Consider the following 22,265-nt stretch of genomic DNA (forward strand, 5'->3'; position numbering starts at 1 on the left):
GTTCTGCAGCTAGACAGAGGACAACCCGGCTAATCTAACTACTCAAATCCGCAGTGCAGTTTCTTGGCAGCCTGTCGTAAAGACTGATCGAGGGTCCAGAGTGTCACCCGCTGGAGCATCGTCGAGGCGAGGAGATGAATGTCGATCCAGCCTAAGCCCTGTCCAAAGAGGTGATGGGTTTCGATAAATGTCAGGAGTTCTTGATGATCAACAGTGGGAGTGGTCGGCAACACGGCCAGAGACTCAAGAACCTCAGATCGATGCTTCATGTTGCCGCAGGCGATTTCCCCAATGACGAGTGGGTGACATACGACCAAGTCGTTGTCCAGCAGGCGTCGAAGAGCAGATGAACTCGTACGAAAGTGGTCGATCCACACGGAGGTGTCGACCAGTATGGCCATGGCTAAGCAGGCCGGCGTCGGCGGATGTCTTTCAGATGGGGTTCAGTGCCGCCCAGTCGAGCAAGTCGCTTAGCGGCTTCGCGAGAAATGAGGGCCTCAAGCCCCAAGCGTACGAGTTGCGTTTTTTCCTGAACGCCGGTGAGTTGCCCCGCGCGCCTGAGGAGTTGATCGTCGATATTGAGCGTGGTACGCATATGCATAAATATGCATGGTATAGGCATCTGTTGTCAAGCGCGACCTCCAACATTCGCTCGAACTCCTGGCAATGGCTCCGTGACGATGCGCCCACTCTGTTTCTCTTGCCCCTTCGCACCATTCAGAAACCGCCGAATCTTGCCGGTAATTGCAGCCCCGCAGAATCGATAAGTAAGACTTATCGATGATTCATTAACTATCAATTGGACTGATTCTCTTGCGGAAGGTATCTTGCACTCAAGTAAGCGGAATGATCTGAACAGATAGCTAACCCAAGGAGGATGTCATGAGCGCGAAGAACATGTTGACAGTGGGATTTATGTCGATGATGATCGCAACCGGCGTCGTGAACGTGTCCGACAGTTTGGCCGCCGATGCGCATCGGGTGGATGTCATCGATGCACTTCATGCGACGGTCGCGCAGGAAGACAGCGTCAAGGCCGGAGTGGAGTGGACGAGGGTAGACGTGATCGAGAGTATCGGATCTCAAGGCACTGCCTACCCCTACATCCAACCGATAAGCCATTAATGCCTCGTCGAGACGCCTGACCGAGGAAGGACTCTGTCCCTCCTCGGTCGGTTCGAAGTCGAGGCGGAGCGTTCACAAAAAGCGGAGAAAAGAAGGAACCTCATGCGGACTGATCTATATCTCAACAAAGAGGAGATGCTATGAACGATGAGAAGAAGCTGACCACTGCCGCCGGGTGCCCGGTCACCGACAACCAGAATGTGATGACCGCCGGGCCACGCGGCCCACAGCTATTGCAGGATGTGTGGTTCCTGGAAAAACTCGCGCATTTCGATCGCGAGGTGATCCCGGAGCGCCGCATGCATGCAAAGGGCTCAGGCGCCTACGGCACATTCACGGTGACACGGGACATCACACGATACACACGTGCGAAGATTTTTAGCCAGGTTGGAAAGAAGACCGACCTGTTCGCCCGCTTCACCACGGTCGCGGGGGAACGCGGTGCCGCCGACGCCGAACGTGACATCCGAGGCTTTGCACTGAAGTTCTACACCGAGGAAGGCAACTGGGATTTGGTCGGCAACAACACCCCGGTGTTCTTCCTGCGCGATCCCCTCAAATTTCCCGACCTTAATCACGCGGTCAAGCGAGACCCGCGTACCAACCTCCGTAGCGCGAAGAACAACTGGGATTTCTGGACCTCACTGCCCGAAGCCCTACACCAGATTACGATCGTCATGAGCGATCGCGGCATCCCGGCGACCTACCGTCATATGCACGGCTTCGGGAGCCATACCTTCAGTTTCATCAACGCCAAGCGCGAACGCCACTGGGTCAAGTTTCACTTCAAGTGCCAACAGGGCATCAAAAACTTGACCGATACTGAGGCCGCGACGTTGATCGGCAAGGACCGCGAAAGCCACCAACGTGACCTCTACGAGAGTATTGAGAAAGGCGACTATCCCAAGTGGATCCTTCAGGTACAAGTCATGCCGGAAGCCGACGCTTCAAAGGTGCCCTATCATCCCTTCGATCTGACCAAAGTGTGGCCGCACAAGGATTATCCCCTCATTGAGGTCGGCGTGATGGAACTCAACCGAAACCCCGAAAACTTCTTTGCCGAGGTCGAACAGTCTGCGTTCAACCCGGCGAATGTCGTGCCGGGCATCGGCTTCTCACCCGACAAGATGTTGCAGGGTCGTCTCTTCAGCTACGGCGACGCGCAGCGCTATCGGCTCGGTGTGAATCACCATTTGATCCCGGTGAACGCTCCACGGTGTCCGGCTCACAGCTACCACCGAGACGGCGCGATGCGTGTAGACGATAATCATGGGGCCACTCTCGGTTACGAGCCGAATAGCTCCGGTGAGTGGAAAGAGCAACCGGATTTCCGCGAGCCGGCGCTCAGTCTTGAGGGCGCCGCAGACCATTGGAACCATCGTGAAGACACAGACTACTTCTCTCAGCCCGGCGCGTTGTTCCGGCTAATGCCGACCGCGCAGCAGCAATTGCTGTTTGAAAACACGGCTCGTTCCATCGGTGCCGCACCTCGTGATATCCAGATCCGCCATATCCGCCACTGTCTCAAGGCCGATCCGGCGTATGGCAAGGGCATTGCCGATGCCTTGGGTATTGCATTGAAGGATGTACCCGCCTAGAACGACTGTGTGTAGGCCGAGGGCGGGGGATCGAATGGTCCCCCGCCGCTGTCAATCCAGGGACTTCTGAAAGCGGGTCACGCTAATTACTAACATGGCCGTGCCTAGGAGGCTCATGGCGACCATCTGCGGCCAGAGCACGTCCAAGCCCACGCCTTTTAGATAGATGCCTCGCAGCACTTCCAGAAAATAGCGCAACGGATTCAAATAGGTGAGCGTTTGCATCCAGTCCGGCATGCTGCTGATGGGTGTGCCGAAGCCGGAGAACATAATGGCCGGCATATTGAAGAAAAATCCCGATACCATCGCTTGCTGCTGGGTCCTAGAAATAGTGGAGATGAAGAGTCCGATCCCCAACATGCATAGGATGAACAACACGGCACCGATCGCGAGAACGCCGATGCTTCCACGGAACGGCACGCCAAACCAGAGGGTACCCACCAGCGAGATCAGAGCGGTATCAAGCATTCCGATCAGAAAGAAGGGGACGGTCTTGCCGAGAATGAACTCCATGCGGCCGATGGGTGTGACCATAATCTGTTCGAGCGTACCGATTTCCCGCTCGCGGACCACCGCGAACGCGGTCAGGCTCACGACCATGACCAAGATCAAATTGCCGATCACACCGGGCACAAAAAACCACTGACTGTCGAAATTCACGTTGTACAACGGACGCCGCTCGAGAACGATCGAAGGAATTTGCGATGGAGCAAAGGGCGATGTGCGGAGAAGACGTGCATGTTGAAACTCTTGAGCGAATCGGGCCGCGATTTGGTTGACATAGCCGACGGCAATCAGAGCCGTATTCGAATTACTGCTGTCCACGATCACTTGAAGCCGCGCTGTCTGTCCTTTCCCAAGATCGTGAGCAAAGCCCGCGTTGATCTGGAGGGCCACCATGACCTCTCCGCGATCGATCCAATCTCGAATCTGCTGACGATCGTTCAGGTATGCCCGAACATCGAAGTAAGGACTTGCGGTAAAGCGGGACACGAGATCGCGGCTCACTTGGCTATGATCGTAATCCAACACCGCGGTGGGAATGTGGTGGACCTCCAAGGTTGCGGCATAGCCGAAGATGAGCATCTGAATAATGGGAGGCGCGAACAAAAGCGTGCGGGTGCGTTTGTCCCGAAAGACTTGGATGAACTCTTTGATCAGCATGCCACGAAGGCGTCCCAACATGTGCATCCTAGGCCAGCTTTTTGTGAAACGCCCGCGTGGCCAAGAGTGTCAAGAGTGCGGCGAAGAGGGCCAATGCGAGCAGATCATCCAGGAGATACACAAGCGGCGTTCCTTTGAGAAATACATCGCGGATGACCGACATGAAATAGCGCGCTGGGATCACATGCGTGATGATCTGGATCACGGTCGGCATTTGATCGATAGGGTAGAGAAACCCCGACAACAGAAAGGCCGGCAGGAACGTGGCAATCAAGGCTGCTTGACTGGCAGCCAGTTGAGACTTGGCCACGACCGACACGGCGTATCCCAGAGCGAGGACGACGAGTAAAAACAGAGTGCAGCTCAGGACAAACACGCCCCATTGCCCGCGAAACGGCACCTCGAACCACCAGATCGCCAAACCGGCGCAGAGCATGGTATCGATGAGCCCGATCGAAAAATACGGCACGAGCTTGCCGACCATCAGTTCGATAGGCGTGACCGGTGTCGACACCAGCTGTTCCATGGTGCCGCGCTCCCATTCCCGAGCGATGGTCAACGAAGTGAGAAATGAGCCGATCACGGCCATGATGATAGCAACGACTCCAGGGACGATATTGGCGGTGCTTTCAAGGTTTTCGTTGAACCAGGTTCTCGTGTCGATCCTCAAAGGAGGTGGCATGACGTCCTGCCCGTGGCGTTGAACCCAGCCCAAACGGAGTCGCTGGTTATACGCCTGAACGATGGATTCGCTGTAGCTGAGACTGATATTGGCGGTGTTGTTGTCGGTGGCATCGACCAGGGCTTGGATGCCTACGGATCCGCCGGTATTCAATCGCTCAGAGAAATCCGTGGGTATGACGATGGCAAGCCGGCAGGCTCCGGCGTCGAGCGCGTCGATCAGCGCCGGATAACTGTCCACGGCCTTGATGACGGAGAAATACTCCGAGGCTTGAAAATGCTTCAGAAAGTCCTGACTTTGCTGACTTCCCTCACGGTCGTACACATAGACCGGAATGTGTTGGACGTCGAAACGTACGCCATAGCCGAACGCCAGCATCAGCAGCAGCGGCATGGCCACCGTGATCAGCAGACTGGTAAGATCGCGCCGAATCTGGAGCGTTTCCTTACGCATGATGGCGAGGAGTCGATGGCAGCGCATTAGCTCCTGTGCGCGCTCAATTGCGCGGTCAATGAAACGAACACGTCTTCCAAGCTTGGACGAATCGGCTCGATCCTTGATACAGCGACGCCTTGTCCGGACAAAACAGCGCGAAGATGGGGGATCGCAGTCTGAGCGTGCTGAACCACAACGTGCAAGGCGTTGCCGAACACAGCCAGGTCCCGAATATCCGGAACGTGCTGGAGCGCATCGAGCGCCCGGCCCAGCGGATCGCATTCGATCAACAGCAGTTCGCCGGTCATGGTCTGTTGTTTCAACTCGCTCGGCGATCCGGAAGCCACGATCCTACCGTGAAAAATCAGAATGAGCCGGTTGCAGTACTCAGCCTCGTCCATGTAATGCGTAGTAACGAGAACGGTCACTCCGTCGGACGCCATGGCATGGATCAGTTCCCAGAATTGACGGCGTGAGATTGGATCGACCCCGGATGTCGGCTCGTCCAAGAAAAGAATCGGCGGGCGATGGAGCACGGCGCAGCCCAAGGCGAGCCGCTGTTTCCATCCGCTGGGTAAGGTGCCGGTCACCGTCGATTCCCGTCCGACCAACCCGGCCATCTCCAGTACCCACGCCTCCCGTTGCTTGAGCATCGCCGCCGGCACATCGTACATGCTGCCGAAAAAGCGAATGTTTTCGATGACCCGCAGATCGTTGTAGAGCGAAAACTTTTGCGACATGTACCCGATGTGGCGACGCACCTGCTCCGCCTCCCGTGCCACATCGTAACCAGCCACCAAGGCCTGTCCTGCGGTTGGACGAAGCAGGCCGCACAGCATACGGATCGTCGTGGATTTTCCGGCCCCGTTTGGACCCAAGAAGCCCACCACTTCTCCCGCACGTGCCTCCAGATTGATGTGGTCCACCGCCACGAAGTCCCCGAAGCGTTTGACGAGGTCGCGGACACTTACCGCGGACGTATGGAGATCCGTCATGGCGTCTCTCCGCTGCTTGTCGATGTAACAGCGACGAACAAGTCTTCGATCGTGGGCTTTACGACTTCCAGGCGGTCGAACAACAGATGTGCAGCCCGAAGTGCCGATCGAAGCTCGGGAATTCGGCGTGTGGCGTCATCCACTACAAGACGGACGCCGTCGCCGACAAGCCATGCATGAAGGACACCGTCTGCACCGACAAGGGCGGTCCGAATGCGGCGGGGATCACCTGCTACAACCGACAGGATGGTCCCGCGGAGGCGGCTCTTTAATCCGGCAGGCGTCTCGCAATACAGCATGCGTCCTTGGTGCAGCAGCGCCACGCGATGGCATCGTTCGGCCTCGTCGAGGTAGGAGGTCGACATCACAATGCCAATCCCTTCGGCAAGCAGCGAATACAGGATACGCCAGAAATCTCGACGCGAAACCGGGTCGACACCGTTGGTCGGTTCGTCGAGCAGGATCACATGTGGCCGGTGGATGAGGGCACAGACGAGTCCGAGCTTTTGTTTCATGCCCCCGGAAAGCGTACCCGCCAAGCGGTTTGTAAAAGGACTCATGCCGGCGGCATCGAGCAATCGTTGAGAACGCTCGACTCGCTCCGGGCGAGACACGCCGAAGACGTCCGCGTAGAAGCGAATATTTTCCTCGACGGTCAAGTCCTCATAGAGCCCGAAGCGCTGAGGCATGTAACTGAGGCGGGCTTTGGCGGCTTCCGGATCATGGACAATGTCGGCTCCGGCGACAGTCGCCGATCCGCCGTCCGGTGTGAGGACGCCGGCCAACATTCGTAACGCCGTGGTCTTCCCGGCTCCGTCGGGGCCGACCAGCCCGAAGATCTCACCGGCCTGTACCTCGAACGTGAGACGGTCTACGGCTGTGATGCCCGAAAACCGTTTCGTCAAGGCTGTGATGGCGATGATGGAAGGCATAGGTCATTGTTCCGGCGGGGCGTCGATGATCGCTTCAGCCGGCATTCCGGGCTTGAGCTCATGGTTCTGGTTGTCCAGGTTGATCTTGATTCGATAGACGAGGGTGACCCGTTCTTTGTAGGTCTCGACGCTTTTCGGCGTGAATTCAGCTTGGGATGCGATGAACGAGATGCGACCGTGGTACTTCTTGTCGGGATAGGTGTCCGTGCGAACGGTGGCCGGTTGATCCCACTGAATTCGACCCAGGTCCGTCTCGTTGATATAGCCTCGCATCCAGAGGCGGTCGACATCGGCGATCGAGACGACCGGCGTTCCACGAGAGACCACTTCGCCGAGCTCTGCCTGCCGCACGAGGACCACTCCGGAGATCGGCGCCGAGAGCACGGTATAAGACAAGTTCACGCCGGCCATCTCCAAGTGTTCCTGGGCCAGCTGGAGATTGGCTTGTCGCACAGCAATTTCCTCCTTGCGCGTGCCCTCGACGATCTCGTCATGATTTTCCTTAAGGCGTCGATACGTCGCTTCTGCCCGCTTCATCAGCGTTTCCGCGCTGTCGACATCTTCTTGCGACACGGCTTGCTCATCGAGCAGCGCTCGGCGTCGGCGGAATTCTGCACGTTTGAGTTCGAGATCCGATTGCGCGTCGATCACAGATTGTTTCACCGCTTGGATCTGCTGCTTCCGGTTTCCGGCCAAGGCCAACTTCAGCTCAGCTTCTCGTGTTCGTACGGTCGCCTCGTCCACGCTCACTTGCTGGCGGTAATCGTCGTCATCGAGACGCGCCAGCAGGTCGCCCTTGTTGACATATTGACCTTCTTGAACGGGCAACTCGACGATACGACCAGGCACCTTGAAGCTGACTACGCTCTCATGCGCCTCAATATTGCCTGCAATCCTGAGGGTATGGTCTGCCTCGCGTTCGGACAAGGAGTGCACATAGAGATACCCTCCGATGATCACCGTTCCTGCCGCAAGAAGTATGATCAGGATACGTTTCATCATCCAATTGTCGAGTCAGATTGTACGCAGCGGTCTGGCTTTCTCGGTGGTCAAGCCTTCGAGGACTACCCGCACGATGGCGGTAAAGACGGTTTTGGGTGTGGAACCCAGCTCTTCTATTTTTGACGGATTTATCACGGCCTGTACCGCACCGAGCAGAATGTCGATTGCCAGCTTGGGCGGAATGTCCTGACGGATGATCCCCGCACGACGACCTTCCAGGAACACTTTTCCAAAATGGCGCTGAATCAGGTCCCGCCTCCGGCGTTCCACCACCGCAAACAAATCCGGCATCTCGCGGCGAATGTCGCGCAAGAACGGCGGTCGGATCTCCTCCATGTGTCCCTGCACGCATTCGAGCAGACGACGGAGTGACCCGAGGGAATCTAAGGAGGATGTAGATGCAATGCGGCTCAGATCGGCATCAACGTTCCTGAACTTTTCAAGGATTACGGCTTCCACAAGAGCCGTCTTGCTCGGAAAGCCGGCATAGAGCGTTTTTTTGCTCATGGCCATCTCGTGGGCTAGATCGTCCATGGTGACGCCCCGAAACCCATGAGCCAAGAAATGCCGACGAGATTCCAGAATGATGCGTTGACGGAAGGCCATTTTAGTGGACGACGGCTTAAGGCGCGGCATGGAGGATTGTTTTGGCATACACTAGGGAAACTATAACAGTACTATTAGTTTCCAATCAATGGGGATAACCAAGAAACGGTGGGGAAATAGGTCCCGCCAGTACTTTCGCTGAGGGACTCCGGGTCGCCCGTCTCTTCGAAATCGACTTGTCCCCGGACGATCACGGAGGTGAACACGACGGACGCACTTTGAACGTCTCCATCGTCATGAGGACACCCTTGTCGTCATGGGATGCGGGAGCACGACGACGGTCGCCTGTAGGCCCTTGTTTCCTTGCTCTTCGCCGAAGAGGACCTCGATCCCATCCTCCAGATGGCCGAAGGCGACCCCCTGCAGCGCATGCACATGAAAATAGACCTCACCGCCTCCTTCTTTCAGGATGAAGCCGTATTGCTCCTTGGGAAAGAGCTTGCAGAGCACACCGCGATGAGGCGGCACCGGTGACAGTCGAATCTCGGTCTTCGCACGTTTTTCTCGATACTTGCGGAGTTCGATGCTCACGGCATGAAACGCAGAGCGCATGGCCTCCTCGAAGGTCTTGTCTTCCTTTCTGGCCGTCATGGTATGACGTCCGGGCAGTGTGACAACAACCAGTGCCTCCGCCACGTTCGCAAATTTCTTGTGATGCCGATTCTTAGTCAACGTGACTCGGCCGTGAATCAAATCCTCGTGCCCTCGTTGGAGGTCTTCCATACGGGCTTCAATCTCGGTCTTCCAGCGGGGGGTCATTGCGACATTGCGGCTTTCAATCTCAAGTTTCATAGCGCCTCCACATCCAGACAATTCCGTCCCTTTCATCAAACGGAGTCAGCAAACGATGTGCCGACTTGAGACGGGTTGGACGGCGTGGGCAAATCAGCTGGCGCAGATATTTCCTGATCCCCGAGCTTTCCCAGCGGCTCCAACATGGCGCATTTTTCCACAGTGACCTGTTCATCGGTGGAGCCCATCGCGCCAGCATGCTTGCATTCAGCGACCTTCTCGAGGGTTCCAAAGAGCTATGACGGGAACGTGAATTGCGATGGCTCTCAGCATGCCGGTGTTGAGGAAGTCAGCCTTGGAACGTTACCTACAGGCCCGCTTTGGCCCAAAGGTCAGCTTGCTGTCCTATGGAGTAATCGGCAAAGAGAGCTCCAAGGGAGAACAGAAGCGTTATGGGTACGGGACACCGGTCAAATTGACGTTTCAAATCGGACGTCGGGTCCAGTCCGCGGTACTTGAAACCATGAAACCCGGCCCGTTTGGGCACGAACATATGGCTGATCGCGGACAAGCCATGTTGTGGGACTACGATTCGTATGGACGCCTGCCGCGCCATGTGAAGGCCCTGGATGTGGGCGCATTCGATGCCAAACAGGCGCTCTTTTCCATCGCCGAAGCTCGTGAATTCTTTGTGTTGAACGAATGGACGGACGGGGTGAGCTATCATAGGGATCTTGCGCGGCTGGCGAAAGGCAGGACGCTGCGCAAGGTGGATCGCCAACGCACAATCGCGCTGGCGCGCTACTTGGCCCACATCCATGCAAAGAAACGGCGTGATGCAGCTCTGTATAAGCGCCGGCTGCGTGAATTGATCGGTCACGGCGAATGCATCATGGGACTGACCGACAGCTATCCGGCGCGCTGTGGCTTTATCACCGGCGATCTCCTACGAACAGTGGAGGACGCGTGCAATCGGTGGCGCTGGCGTCTCCGTGACAAAGCCAATCGACTTTCTCAGGTTCACGGGGATTTCCATCCGTACAATGTGCTGTTCCGTACCGGAACGGAGTTTGCGGTGTTGGATCGGTCACGAGGAGAATGGGGCGAACCAGCCGACGACATCACCGCGATGACGATCAATTATCTGCTGAACTCACTGATCAGCTGGGGCAAGCTCCGGGGACCGTTCGAAGTTCTCTTCCGCTTGTTCTGGGACACCTACATGGACGCCAGCGGTGACGAGGAGATCACTGAAACGGCGGCGCCGTTCTTTGCCTTTCGCGGCCTGGTCGTGGCCAGCCCGCTCTGGTATCCCACTCTGTCGATGGACGTCAGACGAAGCCTCTTTCGCTTCATTGAAAATGTTCTCGATGTGCCGCGTTTTGAGCCGGAACGTGCGAACGAGTACTGCCGGGGATGATGAGGTCGTGGCCGATAGTCCCCGGAATTAGCACGCGGGGACGGGCCGACGGGCGGTTGCCGATTGCGGGGTCATCTGTATGAATCGAGTGCCAGGCGTTGCCATCTGGCTCACCGGCCTGCCCGCGTCCGGAAAGAGCACCATTGCTGCCGCACTGAAGCCGAGGCTGGAGGAAATCAGTTCCGTCGAAGTGTTGGAATCGGATGCCGTCCGGCGAATCTTGACGCCTCATCCAACCTACAGTGGCGGAGAACGGGATCTGTTCTATCGTGCACTCGCGCTCATGGGTGCGAAACTGGTCTCGCATGGGGTGACGGTGATCTTCGATGCCACGGCTAATAGGCGGGCCTATCGCGATTTCGCCAGGAGTCTGATTCCGAGGTTCATCGAGGTGGCCGTGGAATGTCCGTTGGAACTGGCGATGCAGCGTGACTACAAGGGAACCTATCGACGCGGGCAGCGCGGTGAATCGGCGACCGTTCCAGGATTACAGGACCCTTACGAGGCCCCACTGAACCCTGGGGTGAGAATCGATACGACAAAGGTCTCAGCGAAGGAAGCAGCGGAGATAATCATGGAGGTTGTCAGGAACACCGTGCTCTCATAAACCAATAGCCTCAGCAGGGCTCCTCAAACGAGATACCGTACAAACCATCTTCCTGCATGTTCCGCTACCTGTTCCAGGGTCCCAGGCTCCTCGAACAGGTGTGTTGCCCCAGGGATGATGACCACTTGCTTTGCACAGGTCAGCCGATCATACGCTGCCTGGTTCATGTCAATGACCGGTTCATCGTGGCCTCCGACGATCAATAAGGTCGGGGCCGCGACCGACGGCAGATACGATTCAGCCAGGTCCGGTCGTCCTCCTCGTGACACGACGGCTCTGATGTTCGACGGATCTCGCGCTGCGGCTTGCAGGGCTGCCCCGGCGCCGGTGCTGGCTCCAAAGTAACCGATTCCCGTGTTCTTCGTCCGTAGCTCCGCGACCAGCCAGCCTTTCGCCAGCAGGAGTCTGTCTGCCAGTAGATCGATATCAAAGACCTTGCGCCGATCGTCCGCTTCCTCTTCAGTCAACAAATCGAGCAGCAGCGTGCCGAGTCCATCTCGCTGCAGTCGTCGGGCGACGAAGTTGTTGCGAGGGCTAAACCGCCCACTCCCGCTCCCGTGTGCAAAGATGACCACCCCGCGCGCGCCGGTCGGCAGGCCGAGGATACCCTCCAGAGCAAGTTGCTCTGTCGTGATCTTTACATTGTGTTCATGTGGGGCCGTCATGGCTTCTTAGTTTCGCTTCTTTGCCGCATTGCAGGGAACTGGACGGCTGAGCCCCGGCGGCAGTTTGGTCTGGTCATCGACGCAGGCGGTGTTGAGTTGTGACTGCGTGAGACCGATGACCGAGGAGAGTTCGGCGCCCTTGAAGTTCGCGCGACGCAAGTCTGCGGAATCCAGCCGAGCGTCGCTCAAATCGGCCCCGGCGAGGACGGCATCGTGAAGGTTCGCATCTTGGAGATTCGCGTGGGCCAAATTTGCATCGGTGAACCTCGTTCCGCTCAGATCTGCCCCGACGAAATTAGCAGATTCCAGGTTGGCCTTGTTGAATTGAGCGTGACGGAGGGAGGATTTGGGAGCGTAGATTTCGCTCAAATCGCCGTTCGTGAAGTTGGTGCGCCATCCCTTGGCTCCGATCAGGACCGCCCGGTTGATGTGGGCACCCTGGAAATCGGCTTCATCAAGGACGGCATGGTAAAGAATGGCCATCCGGAGTCTTGCTGAGCTCACGCTCGCCCTGGCCAGGTTGGCTTCTTCCAAGTTGGCTCCCTCCAGGTCGGTATCATGCAGGTCTGCGTCATACAAACTGGCGTATCGCAGGTCGGCACCGCGCAGACTGGCTTCCTTCAGGTTGGCCTCGCGCAAGTTTGCCTCGTCCAGGTAGGCGCTTTCTAAGTCGGCTTCGATGAGATGGGTCCGCTCGAGTTGCGCATGGTCCAGCAGCGCACCCTGAAGACTGGCCCGATAGAGATTGGCGTTGGTCAGGACAGCACGACGCAGGTCGGCGCCCGACAGATCGGCATTCACCAGGACGGCATCTTTCAGCGTCGCTCCGTAAAAATGCGCGTCGACGAAGTTGCCGTCGGTCAAGTCGGCAGCGGTGAGGTCGGCCCCCTCCAACTGAGCCCGCTCGAATGTCGACTCGTGCATCGTCGCGCCGACGAAGACGGCGTCAAAGAGAGCGGCTTCATCGCCGATAGCACGAAAGAGATTCGCGCCCGCGAGTCGGGCACGGCGCAGATCGGCTCCGGAGAAGTTACTGTCCTCAAGGACGGCTTTAGTGAGGTCGGCCCCCGCAAGACTCGCCTGGATCAGAGTGGCCTGATACAGGTTCGCTTGCCGCAGGATGGTCCCTTCAAGGTCAGCCCGTTCGAGATTCGCGCCCGCGAGCGAGGCCCGGCTGAGGTCGGCTTGGCAGAGCTCGGCGCGTTTGGCATGTGGGTTGCCTCGATACTCCACCCATCGTTCGTGCGAACGCACGAGGGCGTGCAGCGTCTTCGCCGGAATGGATTTCTTCTTGTAGAGACTCTTGCAAGGAGGAGCCACGGACGATTTGGTGCTGGAAGCCGACGGACCGGCCGCTCCCGCCCAGGTGGCGGCAAATCCGATAAGTATGATGAGTCCCACAAAGATGGTCGGTATGGAGGGGCGCGTCATCTTGTGCTCCTTCGGTGTTAAATAGTGCGGTCAACCGTCTGGGCCAGGGTCTGCAACGCCGGAGAAATCCGAACGTCATGGGCCGGGGCCACATCAAGGGCTCGCAGCGTTTCGGGAAGTTGTCCCAGCTGCGCAGCCACATGGCGTCGCACTTCGGCCAAGCCCGGTGATGAGGCGAGAGGGCGGCCCTGCTGCATAACCGGTCTGAGCAGCGGTTCGCCGGGTGGTTGATCGTGGTGCGTCGTGAGGATGTCGTGGGCCAAACGCCCGTCGCCCGTATAGTACCGGTAGACTTGTTTGCGGCCTGGCCAGGTGGCCTTGCCTTCTGATCGTTTGCGACAGGGACGGCCCGCATATTCTTGAAGCTTGTAGGCGCAGTCCAGCGAAGGCGCGTCAGAGGAGGTCGTCAGGGCCGTGCCGACGGCGAAGCTGTCGATCGGCGCACCGGTTTGGACCAGATCTCCCAAGCGGTATTCATCGAGGCTGCCGCTGGCGAGGATCTGTACATGAGCCAAACCACCTTCATCCAAGATGCGTCGGACTTTTTTGGCATGGTCGGCGAGATCTCCGCTGTCAAGCCGGACGCCCTTCATCGCAATTCCCTTGCGTTTGAGCGTTGGAGCCAACGAGACGACTTTGCGCGCGGCAGCTTCGGTATTGTAGGTATCGATCAAGAGGACGACGTTCTCCGGTTGTGCCTGGGCAAGATGCTCGAAGGCGACGGCTTCATCCTCATGAGCCTGCACAAACGAATGGGCCATCGTGCCATAAAGAGGAATGCCATACGCCATGCCGGCCAACACGGTCGCGGTTCCGGCGAAGCCGGCCAAGTAGCTGGCTCGCGCGGCCAGGAGACCGGCTTCGGCGCCATGCGCGCGGCGCAGCCCAAAATCGATGAGCGGTTTTCCTTCTGCCACCAGCACCAAACGTGCCGCCTTGGAGGCCACCATGGTCTGAAAGTTCAGCAGGTTTATGACACGGCTTTCGACGAGCTGTGCCAGCGGAAGCGATGCGACGATTCTGAGGATGGGCTCAGGAGGAAAGAACAGAGTTCCTTCGGGCATGGCTTCCACATCCCCGGTAAATCGCAGGGTTTCCAGGTAGTGAAGGAGCCGCGAACTGAACTGCCCTGATTGATCCAGCCAGGCCAGTTCTTCCTGGGAAAAGTGCAACTCCGAGAGATAGTCCAGCACCTGTTCGAGACCGGCAGTCATTAAGAAGTTCCGGTGGAGAGGCAATTTGCGGACAAAGAACTCGAATACAGCCGGCTTGTCCATCCCCTGTTCCAGGTACGCTTGAGCCATCGTGAGCTCATACAGATCGGTCAGCAGGGCGCTGGTCGAAGGATTCATGCTGCAAGCATCTCCCATCGAACGGGCACAGCTCCCAGGCTGATCATCACCTCCTCTGCGAGATGACCGTCGTCAGGCTGGAGGTTGACCGCCTTGATCGCGTCCATCAGCAAGCAAACGTCATAGCCCAGTGTCCGAGCATTCTTCACCGAGTGCAAGACACAATAGTCGGTCGCCAATCCGCCGATGAAGAGGCGCTGCACGTGGAGGGCTCGGAGATGACGATCCAAACTGGTGTTGTGGAAGGCTGAATAGGCTTCTTGATCTCGGTCGATGGCTTTGTAAATGATGACCGCCGATGACGGTGTCACAAACGACGACGGTGGTAACGCGCCGGGGGAACCTGCCACACAATGCGTCGGCCACGGGCCTCCTTGGGACACGAAAGAGCAATGGTCCGGCGGATGCCAGTCGCGCGTCAGGAAAATCGAAAGCCCGCGAGCGGCAAATCGGCAGACATAATGCTCCAGGATCGGAATAATTTCATCACCGTCGCTGATGCCGAGCGCCCCTCGTGGAAGAAAATCATTCTGGATATCCGCAAGGAGCAACGCATCAGAGGGCGTGAGGGAGATGGTCGTAGGAATCATCGCGAATTTGGGGGATCTCATGAATCGATAAACCGGTCATAGCGCCTACTGCGACAGAAGGCGAATGTGCGCGACGACGTCCTGCATTTCTCCGTCGGTGAGCTGGCCGCGCCACGAATGCATCGGACTGAAGACAACGCCATGCTCGATGGTTCGCAGTAATTCTTCATCGGATTTCAGAAACGACCGGAATCGCTGAAAATCGGCCGGTGGCACTTTCAAGGGGGCGGCGTCAGGACCGTCGCCTCGACCGGCCGGGCCATGACAGTTCTGACAGTGACGTTCGTACACTGCTTTTCCGCGCGCGATGTCTGGAGGATAGTCTTGGGCCTCCACAGGAGAGAGTGCCGGCCCGCTCACCATGCAGAATCCGAGGAGCGCTGCCGCGAGCAATCGATACCGCATGAACCGCCGCGTCGGTGTGAGCATGGTGCTAACTTTTCTTTGTGGTGTGCGCGATGAACGGGCTGAAAAGTTGTTGCAGCTTCTTGCTCCCGCACGCCAGGCATGTCACCTCGCCTCGCTCATGCTCTTTCAACGTCACGACGATCAGTGATTCTTTCCCACAATCGAGACACTTGTAGTCGTACATCGGCATGGGGCGCCCCTTTCGACAATCAGCCGAAAATCATGAGCGGATAGGTCCCCTGGTGCAACAGGGCGTGTGACACGCTGCCGAGCACCATACGGGTGAGGCCGCGGCGCGCTCGGGAACCCGTGAGGATAAGGTCTGGATTCAAGGCCCTGGCTTCCTGAAGAATTCCATCAACGGGTGTGCCCAATGCGGCAGACACGTGGGTCGGGTAGCCTGACGCTCCGAGCCTGGCCGCTGTCTCGTCGAGAAAGTCGGTTGCCTTGCGGAGGGAATGGGTTTCCATGTGCTCAGCTGAGACGGCATCCACCGGCCAGGGAGGCCTGGTATGGGGAAGAACGGTGAACAGCGTAATCGTGGGCGGGTCGCGAAAGGGTTTCTGTTGAAGGAAGGCTAGGGCATGGTCTGCGTCATAGGTTCCTTGTAGGGGAAGCAGTATTCGATGAAGCGCCTTCAAGGGACCGTGAAGAATCAGTTTCGCACCCGGTCCAAAGGTCAGTACTCGATGGGAGACGCTTCCAATGAGCCGTTCCTTGATCGGTCCAAGACCCCTGGTGCCTAAAAGAATCAGATCCACCTTCAGCTGATCCGCTAGTGTGACGATCTGATCCGCCGGAGATCCGACGACCAGATGCTTCGCGACTGGTCCAACATCCAATGGGAGCAATGACACAATGCGATCCAGTAAACGAGTCCCGTCATCGCGCATATTTCGCTCGACCGTCTCATAGAGTTCTTGCGCCACCTCCGGCATCATCATGGGATAGGCCGGACTGGGAACATCGAGTACGTGCACAATGTGCAGTTCCTCGGCGCGCGCCAGGTAGTTGAGGGACCGGACCGCTTCATACGAATGGTCGGAACCGTCGACAGTGAGCAAAATTTTCATGGCGTCACCTTCAGTCCGGAGGCTTCCTGACCTGTTTCGGCAGTCGTCATTCTCTTCTTTTGGGTTTGAGCTCACCGGCACTCCGAGGGACAGAAAAACACGAAATAGATCGTGATCGCGATAGCCAACCCCACGGCTCCAAGCAAAAGGCGTTGCGCGCGGGTCATCGCTCTCCTCCTGAAGATGACCTTCAGCAAGTCCAATGCCGCTCCATAACATCCCGAAGTGCCGGGCCGCGCACAGTGAACGAGGACGGGCTTCACAGGGAATGGCGCCTTCTGCTACAGCGGGCGAACAACCGTTGTAGCAGAGATCCTCTTCTCAGAAGACGGAACGTTTTGCTGACGGCAGGAATGAGGATGACAGATTTGCTGGTTCTTAAACCATCAGCATCCGTCTCACCATATCGAGGCTGGCATCACCCTTGCTCCTTCAGAGGACGTGATACTGACGATGAATGGAGAACTATTCTTGCTAAGCGTGGAGGCGGTGTGAGCCTCGCTGAAGCAAAGCCCAGAATTCTCTTGGCCACTGATGGGTCTCGGGGAGCGGTAGAAGCGGAGGCCTATGCGTTCGCTCTGGCCCAATCATGGCCGGCTGCCCTGACCGTCATGCACGTGTTGGAATTTCCTCCTGGGCTCGACCCTGAGAGTCCCGTCAATCGGCTGTATTTGGGTGAGATGACGAAACGGGCCACGCACGAATTGGCCAAGTTGAAAGCACGGACTGCCGATCGCGGGATTTCGGTTCAACCAAAAATTGCGACGGGCATCCCGAGTGAAGGAGTGCTCGCAGCGGCAAGCGCCGAGGATCCGGATCTGATTGTCGTGGGGACGAGAGGGAAGACCGGCCTGGCACATGTCCTGCTGGGTAGTACGGCGGAGCGGATCATCCGGGCGGCCCCCTGCCCGGTGCTGGCTGTGCGCGCCGAAGGAACTGGGGAGGAGCCGGCTGACCAGAGCCGACGCGATCATGCGGCTCTCCATCGGCTTCTCGTGCCGATCGACTTTTCAGACTGCTCACTCGACGCGCTGGAATATGGAGCCATGGTTGCCAAACGACTGAACGCCTCCGTGAAAATTCTTCACGTGCTGGAGCCGGTTTCATACGGACTGGATTTCACCCTTTCTCATGTGGAAACACGGGAATCAATCAAGACCGTGCTCACGAAGCGGTTATCGGACGTCGTATCCGCGCTCACTTCCGCCGGCCTCGCGTCCGACTTCCTCATCGTGGGTGGACTACCGGCTGATTCAATTCTTGATGCGGCGACGGCCCAGGGCATTGATGTAATTGTCATGGGGACTCATGGACGCCGTGGGTTGTCTCGTACGTTATTCGGCAGTGTCACGGAGTCCGTTCTTCGGAGATCCTCTTGCCCTGTTCTGACGGTCAGGAGCCCGAAGTTTCGGCCGGGCCATCGCCGTGTCCTTTCCAGGGAGTCACCGACCGACGTTTAATTGAGGAGCGAGTTATGCGAAAGGCAACGAAGAAAACCAGCAAAGGGAATAAACGATCCCCCTCTGTCATGGAGAAGGCCGTGAAGCCCGTCGAATTGCCGGATGGAATGTGGGAACGGATCTCGCGCAAAGCCTATGAGATCTGGGAGGAGCGGGGCCGTCATGACGGGGGCGCTCTCCGAGATTGGCTCGATGCGGAGGAAATCGTCATGACAGAAATCCATGAAGCGCGTGAATGAGCAGCCGGCCGGGTTCTGGAGCCCGCGGCCTCCGTCTCTCGATGCAGTCCTCGCGCGTTTGGAAGCACGCTCTCTCGAGCCGGAATTTAGATTGCAGCGGGAACTGGCGTTCGCGCGGGCGCTGAAGCCCTATCTGCAAGAGGGAGCAGGCAGGCTTGTTCCGCTACTTGAGCAGGAAACAGAACTGGCGAGTCTCTACCTGTTCTGCGACTTCTATCCGGAAGACGGGCAGCTGACACTTATCGAACAGCTGCGGGACGTCATCACCGAGCATATTCCCCATGAGGAACGGCAGTGGCTCGATCCGCTGAAACATTCGCATCTCGACGTGCTGAAACTGACCTCTACGCCGACGCCTGGCGAAGATCTCGTGCTGCGATCGCTCGCCGATGGAACGAGAGTGGTGCTGCCCGGAGAGGGATTCGTCAAGGAGTTTGCGCTGGACCGTCCGTTGCTCACCCGGGTTATTCATGATCCGAACACGCAGGAACCCGACAAGGCAGTCTGGGCCGGAGGCGGAATCGCTCTGTCACAGGCGGATGCTGACGCGTTGTTCGATACGACGTCCGAATGGCGTCGAGAAATGGAGATAACCACCGGATCCTTTGCGCTGGGGGAGTGGAAGGAGTTTGCCAAGCGTTACGGCTATATGATGCTCTGGGCGTTCGCACAGCGGCGCCTGGATGCCGTGGTGGACGCGGTCGCCCACATCGGCTATCGCGATTCTGGCGGCCGACCGTATCTGTATGCCATCGCGCTCTACGACCATCATGCACATCGATTGTTCGCTGAAACGTTGTCCTCCATGAGCGAGTTTGAATCGGAAAATCCATTGATTCCGGTTGAATCGCAGGCGGGCATCGGGAGAGCCGTTCCATTGACACGAACGTGGGTTCAGCGGGACACGACTGGGGTTCCCGCGTTTATTGTGGCGAAACTGACGCTGACCTCTTCGCAGCTCATCGTGGAATGCGACAGTCCGGAACGACTTGACCGGATCAAGCATCGACTGGCGGCCTCATTTGGATTTTCACTGCATTTCCGAGGTGAGACGCTGGTGCCGCCCGTTCGGCAGCTCTCGGCCGCTGAGCTCTCATCCGGTGAACCGCCCATGTTGGTTATGACGCAGGAGGAAGACGGTGCGCTGCTCGGCCAGTTTCTTGAGAAAGCCTACCTTGAATGGTCCGATCAGCCTCATCTCGCGCTCGGCGGGCAGACGCCACGACATGCGGCTGCAATCCCTACTATGCGTGGCGTGGTCGCTGCGTTGATCGATGAAATGGCTCAGCACGATCCGGGCCTGTGGCGATTGGGCAAGCCGGCGTTCAACTACAATGCTCTTCGCGCGCATGTCGGATTGGAAGACAAGCCTGAATGATCCGCCTTCGCTACGCGAAGGGCGGTATCCATGACGCCAAGCCTGCGTGATGGTTCATCAATGTGTCGCGCGCTCCCCCTGGGTCGGCCCGCTTGCCATCACAAGGGGATGGAGTATACAACCATGCCGCAGGTCATCAAGAAGTAGGGGGGCGATGGGAAGTACTCTATGGAGAAGCAGATGACAGAGCAGCGTCCGACCGTCGGCATTCTGATCGGTGGAGGGCCGGCTCCCGGGATCAATAGTGTGATCAGCGCGGCAACGATCTGCAGCACTCTAGGAGGCTCGGATGTGCTCGGGCTGATCGATGGATTCAAATGGCTCATGGAAGGAAGCACGGGACAAGTACGGCCGCTCTCGATTGAGGATGTCAGCCGGATCCATTTTCGAGGCGGGTCTTTTCTGGGTACGTCCCGTGCGAACCCGACGAAAACTGCGGAGCATCTCGACAACGTGTTGTTCTCGCTGAAGCGCCTGGGCATCACGCGTTTGATGACGATCGGCGGGGACGATACTGCGTTTTCGGCCATGAAGTTGGAGGAGCGATCCGGCGGTCAACTTCAAGTCATCCACGTCCCCAAGACGATCGACAACGATCTGGATCTTCCCCATGGGATTCCAACATTCGGGTTTCAGACGGCCCGTCACGTCGGCGTCGAAATCGTGAAGAACTTGATGGTGGATGCCCGCACCACGACACACTGGTACCTGGTGGTGACTATGGGGCGCAAGGCCGGGCATCTTGCATTAGGGATCGGAAAGGCAGCCGGTGCCACGCTCACGATTATTCCTGAAGAGTTTCGAGAGAGGCCGGTGAGACTCCAACGAGTCGTCGATCTCTTGATCGGGACGATGATTAAGCGGCTGGAACACGGTCAGGCCGACGGGGTGGTGGTGCTGGCCGAGGGACTGATTGAAATTCTCGATCCTCGTGATCTTGGAGGGTTGGAGTATGTCGAACGAGACGAGCATGGCCATTTGCGTTTGAACGAAGTGGATGTCGGCAGTGTCTTGCGGCGTGAACTGACGAAACAGCTCCATGCGCTGGGACTTTCTTTTGCTGTCGTGGCAAAGAACGTGGGCTATGAACTCCGTTGTGCGGATCCGATTCCCTACGACATCGAATACACGCGTGATCTCGGGTATTGTGCCGCTCAATATCTGCTCGATGGCGGGACGTCGGCGATGGTATCGATCCAGAATGGACGGTTCGTTCCGATTCCGTTCAGGCAAATGGTCGACTCCGTGACAGGACGGACCAGAGTCAGGATGGTGGATGTCGATTCGCAGTCCTATCAAATCGCCCGGCAATACATGATTCGGCTTACACAGGACGACTTGAGCAATCCAGATACATTGGGGCGCTATAGCGACTTGTCCGGCCTCTCGGCACAGGCGTTTCGAGAACGGTTCGCCGCAGTCCTCTGAGCGAGCGGGACAGGTCTCGTCGAACAAAAGGATATGAAAACATGAAGGTTCTCGCGGCAACTGATGGATCGAAGTTCGGCACATGGGCGATCAAATGGGTGGCAGAGATACCGTTCCTCGTTCAGCCCGTGGTGCATGCGCTGCATGTCGTCGATGTGGCGAGCCTTCGAGCTCCCTTTATGATTCAACCGATAATCGTCGGTACCGAACGATATCTTCAGTCGGAAGTGAAACGGATCGAGACAGCAGCCAAGTCCACCAAGAAGGAATCGGAGGAGTTGTTATCCACCCTCGGTCTAGAGGGAACTGTTACGGTGGATAGAGGCGGCGTGGCGGAGACGATCCTCAAGCATGCACGGCGCAGTGTAGGACTGTTGTCGATCGGGTCACGGGGTTTGGATGCCCTCGATCGCTTCATGCTGGGCAGTATCTCGAATCACGCCATCCACCATGCGCCATGTTCTGTACTGGTGGTGAAAGAGACCCCTCGGCCCGTCCGACATGTGGTCCTGGCGATCGATGGGTCGGCAGCGTCGGATAAGGCGGCCAAGTTTCTGATGCGCCATGTCAATCCGATGCCCGATGGCCCGGATCGGGAACCGGTTCTGGTGACTGTTGTGCACGCGATAGCCTATTTGAGGTATCCAGAAGTAAAAGAGGCCGGGAAAGCTCTGGTGCGGCGCTGTGGAGATAAGCTCGCGAAAACAGGCTTCCAGATACACGAAGTCTTGAGACTTGGGAAGCCGGCGGACGAGATTCTGACAGTGGCCACCAAGAACAAGGCCGACCTCATTGTCACCGGAGCCAAGGGGTTGGGCGCAATTCGCCGCGTGGTGCTCGGCAGCGTATCCACTCGTGTGGTTCAACATGCCCACTGTGGGGTGCTTGTGGTCCGCTGACACCGGATGTAGGAGATGCAGGAACGTCCGACGAAACAGACTTG

Annotated in this window: 25 protein-coding genes; 9 read left to right on the top strand and 16 right to left on the bottom strand. The window is 57.7% G+C overall.

Annotation, left to right across the window (positions count from 1 at the left end):
* Positions 1 to 38 precede the first annotated feature (38 nt).
* Entirely contained in the window at positions 39 to 401 is a 363-nt protein-coding gene (locus H8K04_00920; protein UVT16162.1) for a type II toxin-antitoxin system VapC family toxin, read from the bottom strand.
* 2 nt (positions 402 to 403) lie between these two features.
* Positions 404 to 595 carry a type II toxin-antitoxin system VapB family antitoxin gene (locus tag H8K04_00925; protein UVT17821.1) on the bottom strand — a complete coding sequence of 64 codons (192 nt, stop codon included), beginning with the start codon at positions 593 to 595 and terminating at the stop codon, positions 404 to 406.
* A gap of 287 nt (positions 596 to 882) precedes the next feature.
* Between H8K04_00925 and H8K04_00930 the strand changes: the two genes are divergently transcribed.
* The gene (locus H8K04_00930; protein UVT16163.1) at positions 883 to 1,125 is read left to right on the top strand and encodes a hypothetical protein; all 243 of its coding nucleotides are present in this window, start codon (positions 883 to 885) and stop codon (positions 1,123 to 1,125) included.
* Between the two features lie 140 nt (positions 1,126 to 1,265).
* A complete protein-coding gene (locus H8K04_00935) occupies positions 1,266 to 2,723 on the top strand; it encodes a catalase (GenBank protein ID UVT16164.1) in 1,458 nt (485 codons plus the stop codon).
* 51 nt (positions 2,724 to 2,774) lie between these two features.
* Here H8K04_00935 and H8K04_00940 read toward each other — a convergent pair whose 3' ends face one another.
* The 7 genes from H8K04_00940 to H8K04_00970 form a co-directional block, all read right to left on the bottom strand.
* Complete coding sequence (locus H8K04_00940) at positions 2,775 to 3,908, bottom strand: ABC transporter permease (protein ID UVT16165.1); 1,134 nt, start codon at positions 3,906 to 3,908, stop codon at positions 2,775 to 2,777.
* Positions 3,909 to 3,915: 7 nt separating this feature from the next.
* Complete coding sequence (locus tag H8K04_00945) at positions 3,916 to 5,049, bottom strand: ABC transporter permease (GenBank protein UVT16166.1); 1,134 nt, start codon at positions 5,047 to 5,049, stop codon at positions 3,916 to 3,918.
* On the bottom strand, positions 5,049 to 5,999 hold the full coding sequence (locus tag H8K04_00950; protein ID UVT16167.1) for an ABC transporter ATP-binding protein: 951 nt from the start codon (positions 5,997 to 5,999) through the stop codon (positions 5,049 to 5,051). The genes H8K04_00945 and H8K04_00950 overlap by 1 nt, the downstream gene beginning before the upstream one ends.
* A complete protein-coding gene (locus tag H8K04_00955; GenBank protein UVT16168.1) occupies positions 5,996 to 6,931 on the bottom strand; it encodes an ABC transporter ATP-binding protein in 936 nt (311 codons plus the stop codon). The genes H8K04_00950 and H8K04_00955 overlap by 4 nt, the downstream gene beginning before the upstream one ends.
* A gap of 3 nt (positions 6,932 to 6,934) precedes the next feature.
* Entirely contained in the window at positions 6,935 to 7,933 is a 999-nt protein-coding gene (locus tag H8K04_00960; GenBank protein ID UVT16169.1) for an efflux RND transporter periplasmic adaptor subunit, read from the bottom strand.
* 12 nt (positions 7,934 to 7,945) lie between these two features.
* The gene (locus tag H8K04_00965) at positions 7,946 to 8,569 is read right to left on the bottom strand and encodes a TetR/AcrR family transcriptional regulator (protein ID UVT16170.1); all 624 of its coding nucleotides are present in this window, start codon (positions 8,567 to 8,569) and stop codon (positions 7,946 to 7,948) included.
* Between the two features lie 204 nt (positions 8,570 to 8,773).
* Complete coding sequence (locus tag H8K04_00970) at positions 8,774 to 9,331, bottom strand: HPF/RaiA family ribosome-associated protein (protein ID UVT16171.1); 558 nt, start codon at positions 9,329 to 9,331, stop codon at positions 8,774 to 8,776.
* A gap of 259 nt (positions 9,332 to 9,590) precedes the next feature.
* Here H8K04_00970 and H8K04_00975 point away from each other — a divergent pair, with 259 nt between their 5' ends.
* Positions 9,591 to 10,691 (top strand): phosphotransferase, encoded by a 1,101-nt coding sequence (locus tag H8K04_00975; GenBank protein UVT16172.1) that lies wholly within the window; start codon positions 9,591 to 9,593, stop codon positions 10,689 to 10,691.
* Between the two features lie 79 nt (positions 10,692 to 10,770).
* Complete coding sequence (locus tag H8K04_00980; GenBank protein ID UVT16173.1) at positions 10,771 to 11,298, top strand: adenylyl-sulfate kinase; 528 nt, start codon at positions 10,771 to 10,773, stop codon at positions 11,296 to 11,298.
* 23 nt (positions 11,299 to 11,321) lie between these two features.
* Here H8K04_00980 and H8K04_00985 read toward each other — a convergent pair whose 3' ends face one another.
* Genes H8K04_00985 through H8K04_01015 form a run of 7 tightly spaced genes read right to left on the bottom strand, consistent with a single transcriptional unit; the run spans position 11,322 to position 16,817 of the window.
* Entirely contained in the window at positions 11,322 to 11,963 is a 642-nt protein-coding gene (locus tag H8K04_00985) for a dienelactone hydrolase family protein (GenBank protein ID UVT16174.1), read from the bottom strand.
* Positions 11,964 to 11,969: 6 nt separating this feature from the next.
* A complete protein-coding gene (locus H8K04_00990) occupies positions 11,970 to 13,394 on the bottom strand; it encodes a pentapeptide repeat-containing protein (GenBank protein UVT16175.1) in 1,425 nt (474 codons plus the stop codon).
* 17 nt (positions 13,395 to 13,411) lie between these two features.
* Positions 13,412 to 14,746 carry a nicotinate phosphoribosyltransferase gene (locus tag H8K04_00995; protein UVT16176.1) on the bottom strand — a complete coding sequence of 445 codons (1,335 nt, stop codon included), beginning with the start codon at positions 14,744 to 14,746 and terminating at the stop codon, positions 13,412 to 13,414.
* Positions 14,743 to 15,336: an isochorismatase family protein gene (locus H8K04_01000; protein UVT17822.1), complete on the bottom strand. Its 594-nt coding sequence runs from the start codon at positions 15,334 to 15,336 to the stop codon at positions 14,743 to 14,745. The genes H8K04_00995 and H8K04_01000 overlap by 4 nt, the downstream gene beginning before the upstream one ends.
* Before the next feature lie 45 nt (positions 15,337 to 15,381).
* Positions 15,382 to 15,765 (bottom strand): cytochrome c, encoded by a 384-nt coding sequence (locus tag H8K04_01005; protein ID UVT16177.1) that lies wholly within the window; start codon positions 15,763 to 15,765, stop codon positions 15,382 to 15,384.
* 4 nt (positions 15,766 to 15,769) lie between these two features.
* Positions 15,770 to 15,934, bottom strand: a complete 165-nt coding sequence (locus H8K04_01010; GenBank protein UVT16178.1) for a zinc ribbon domain-containing protein — start codon at positions 15,932 to 15,934, stop codon at positions 15,770 to 15,772.
* A 19-nt stretch (positions 15,935 to 15,953) separates the two neighbouring features.
* A complete protein-coding gene (locus H8K04_01015) occupies positions 15,954 to 16,817 on the bottom strand; it encodes a universal stress protein (GenBank protein UVT16179.1) in 864 nt (287 codons plus the stop codon).
* A gap of 491 nt (positions 16,818 to 17,308) precedes the next feature.
* On the opposite strand from H8K04_01015, the gene H8K04_01020 reads away from it, so the two are divergent.
* The 5 genes from H8K04_01020 (at position 17,309) to H8K04_01040 (ending at position 22,221) form a co-directional block, all read left to right on the top strand.
* The gene (locus H8K04_01020; GenBank protein UVT16180.1) at positions 17,309 to 18,277 is read left to right on the top strand and encodes a universal stress protein; all 969 of its coding nucleotides are present in this window, start codon (positions 17,309 to 17,311) and stop codon (positions 18,275 to 18,277) included.
* A gap of 107 nt (positions 18,278 to 18,384) precedes the next feature.
* The gene (locus H8K04_01025; GenBank protein ID UVT17823.1) at positions 18,385 to 18,516 is read left to right on the top strand and encodes a DUF2934 domain-containing protein; all 132 of its coding nucleotides are present in this window, start codon (positions 18,385 to 18,387) and stop codon (positions 18,514 to 18,516) included.
* A complete protein-coding gene (locus H8K04_01030) occupies positions 18,500 to 19,894 on the top strand; it encodes a hypothetical protein (GenBank protein UVT16181.1) in 1,395 nt (464 codons plus the stop codon). Before H8K04_01025 ends, H8K04_01030 begins: the two co-directional genes overlap by 17 nt.
* 180 nt (positions 19,895 to 20,074) lie before the next feature.
* On the top strand, positions 20,075 to 21,322 hold the full coding sequence (locus H8K04_01035) for a 6-phosphofructokinase (protein ID UVT16182.1): 1,248 nt from the start codon (positions 20,075 to 20,077) through the stop codon (positions 21,320 to 21,322).
* Between the two features lie 41 nt (positions 21,323 to 21,363).
* Positions 21,364 to 22,221: a universal stress protein gene (locus H8K04_01040; GenBank protein ID UVT16183.1), complete on the top strand. Its 858-nt coding sequence runs from the start codon at positions 21,364 to 21,366 to the stop codon at positions 22,219 to 22,221.
* The last annotated feature ends 44 nt before the right edge of the window (positions 22,222 to 22,265 follow it).

Origin of the sequence: Nitrospira sp. (assembly GCA_024760525.1) — a bacterium.
Classification (GTDB): domain Bacteria; phylum Nitrospirota; class Nitrospiria; order Nitrospirales; family Nitrospiraceae; genus Nitrospira_D.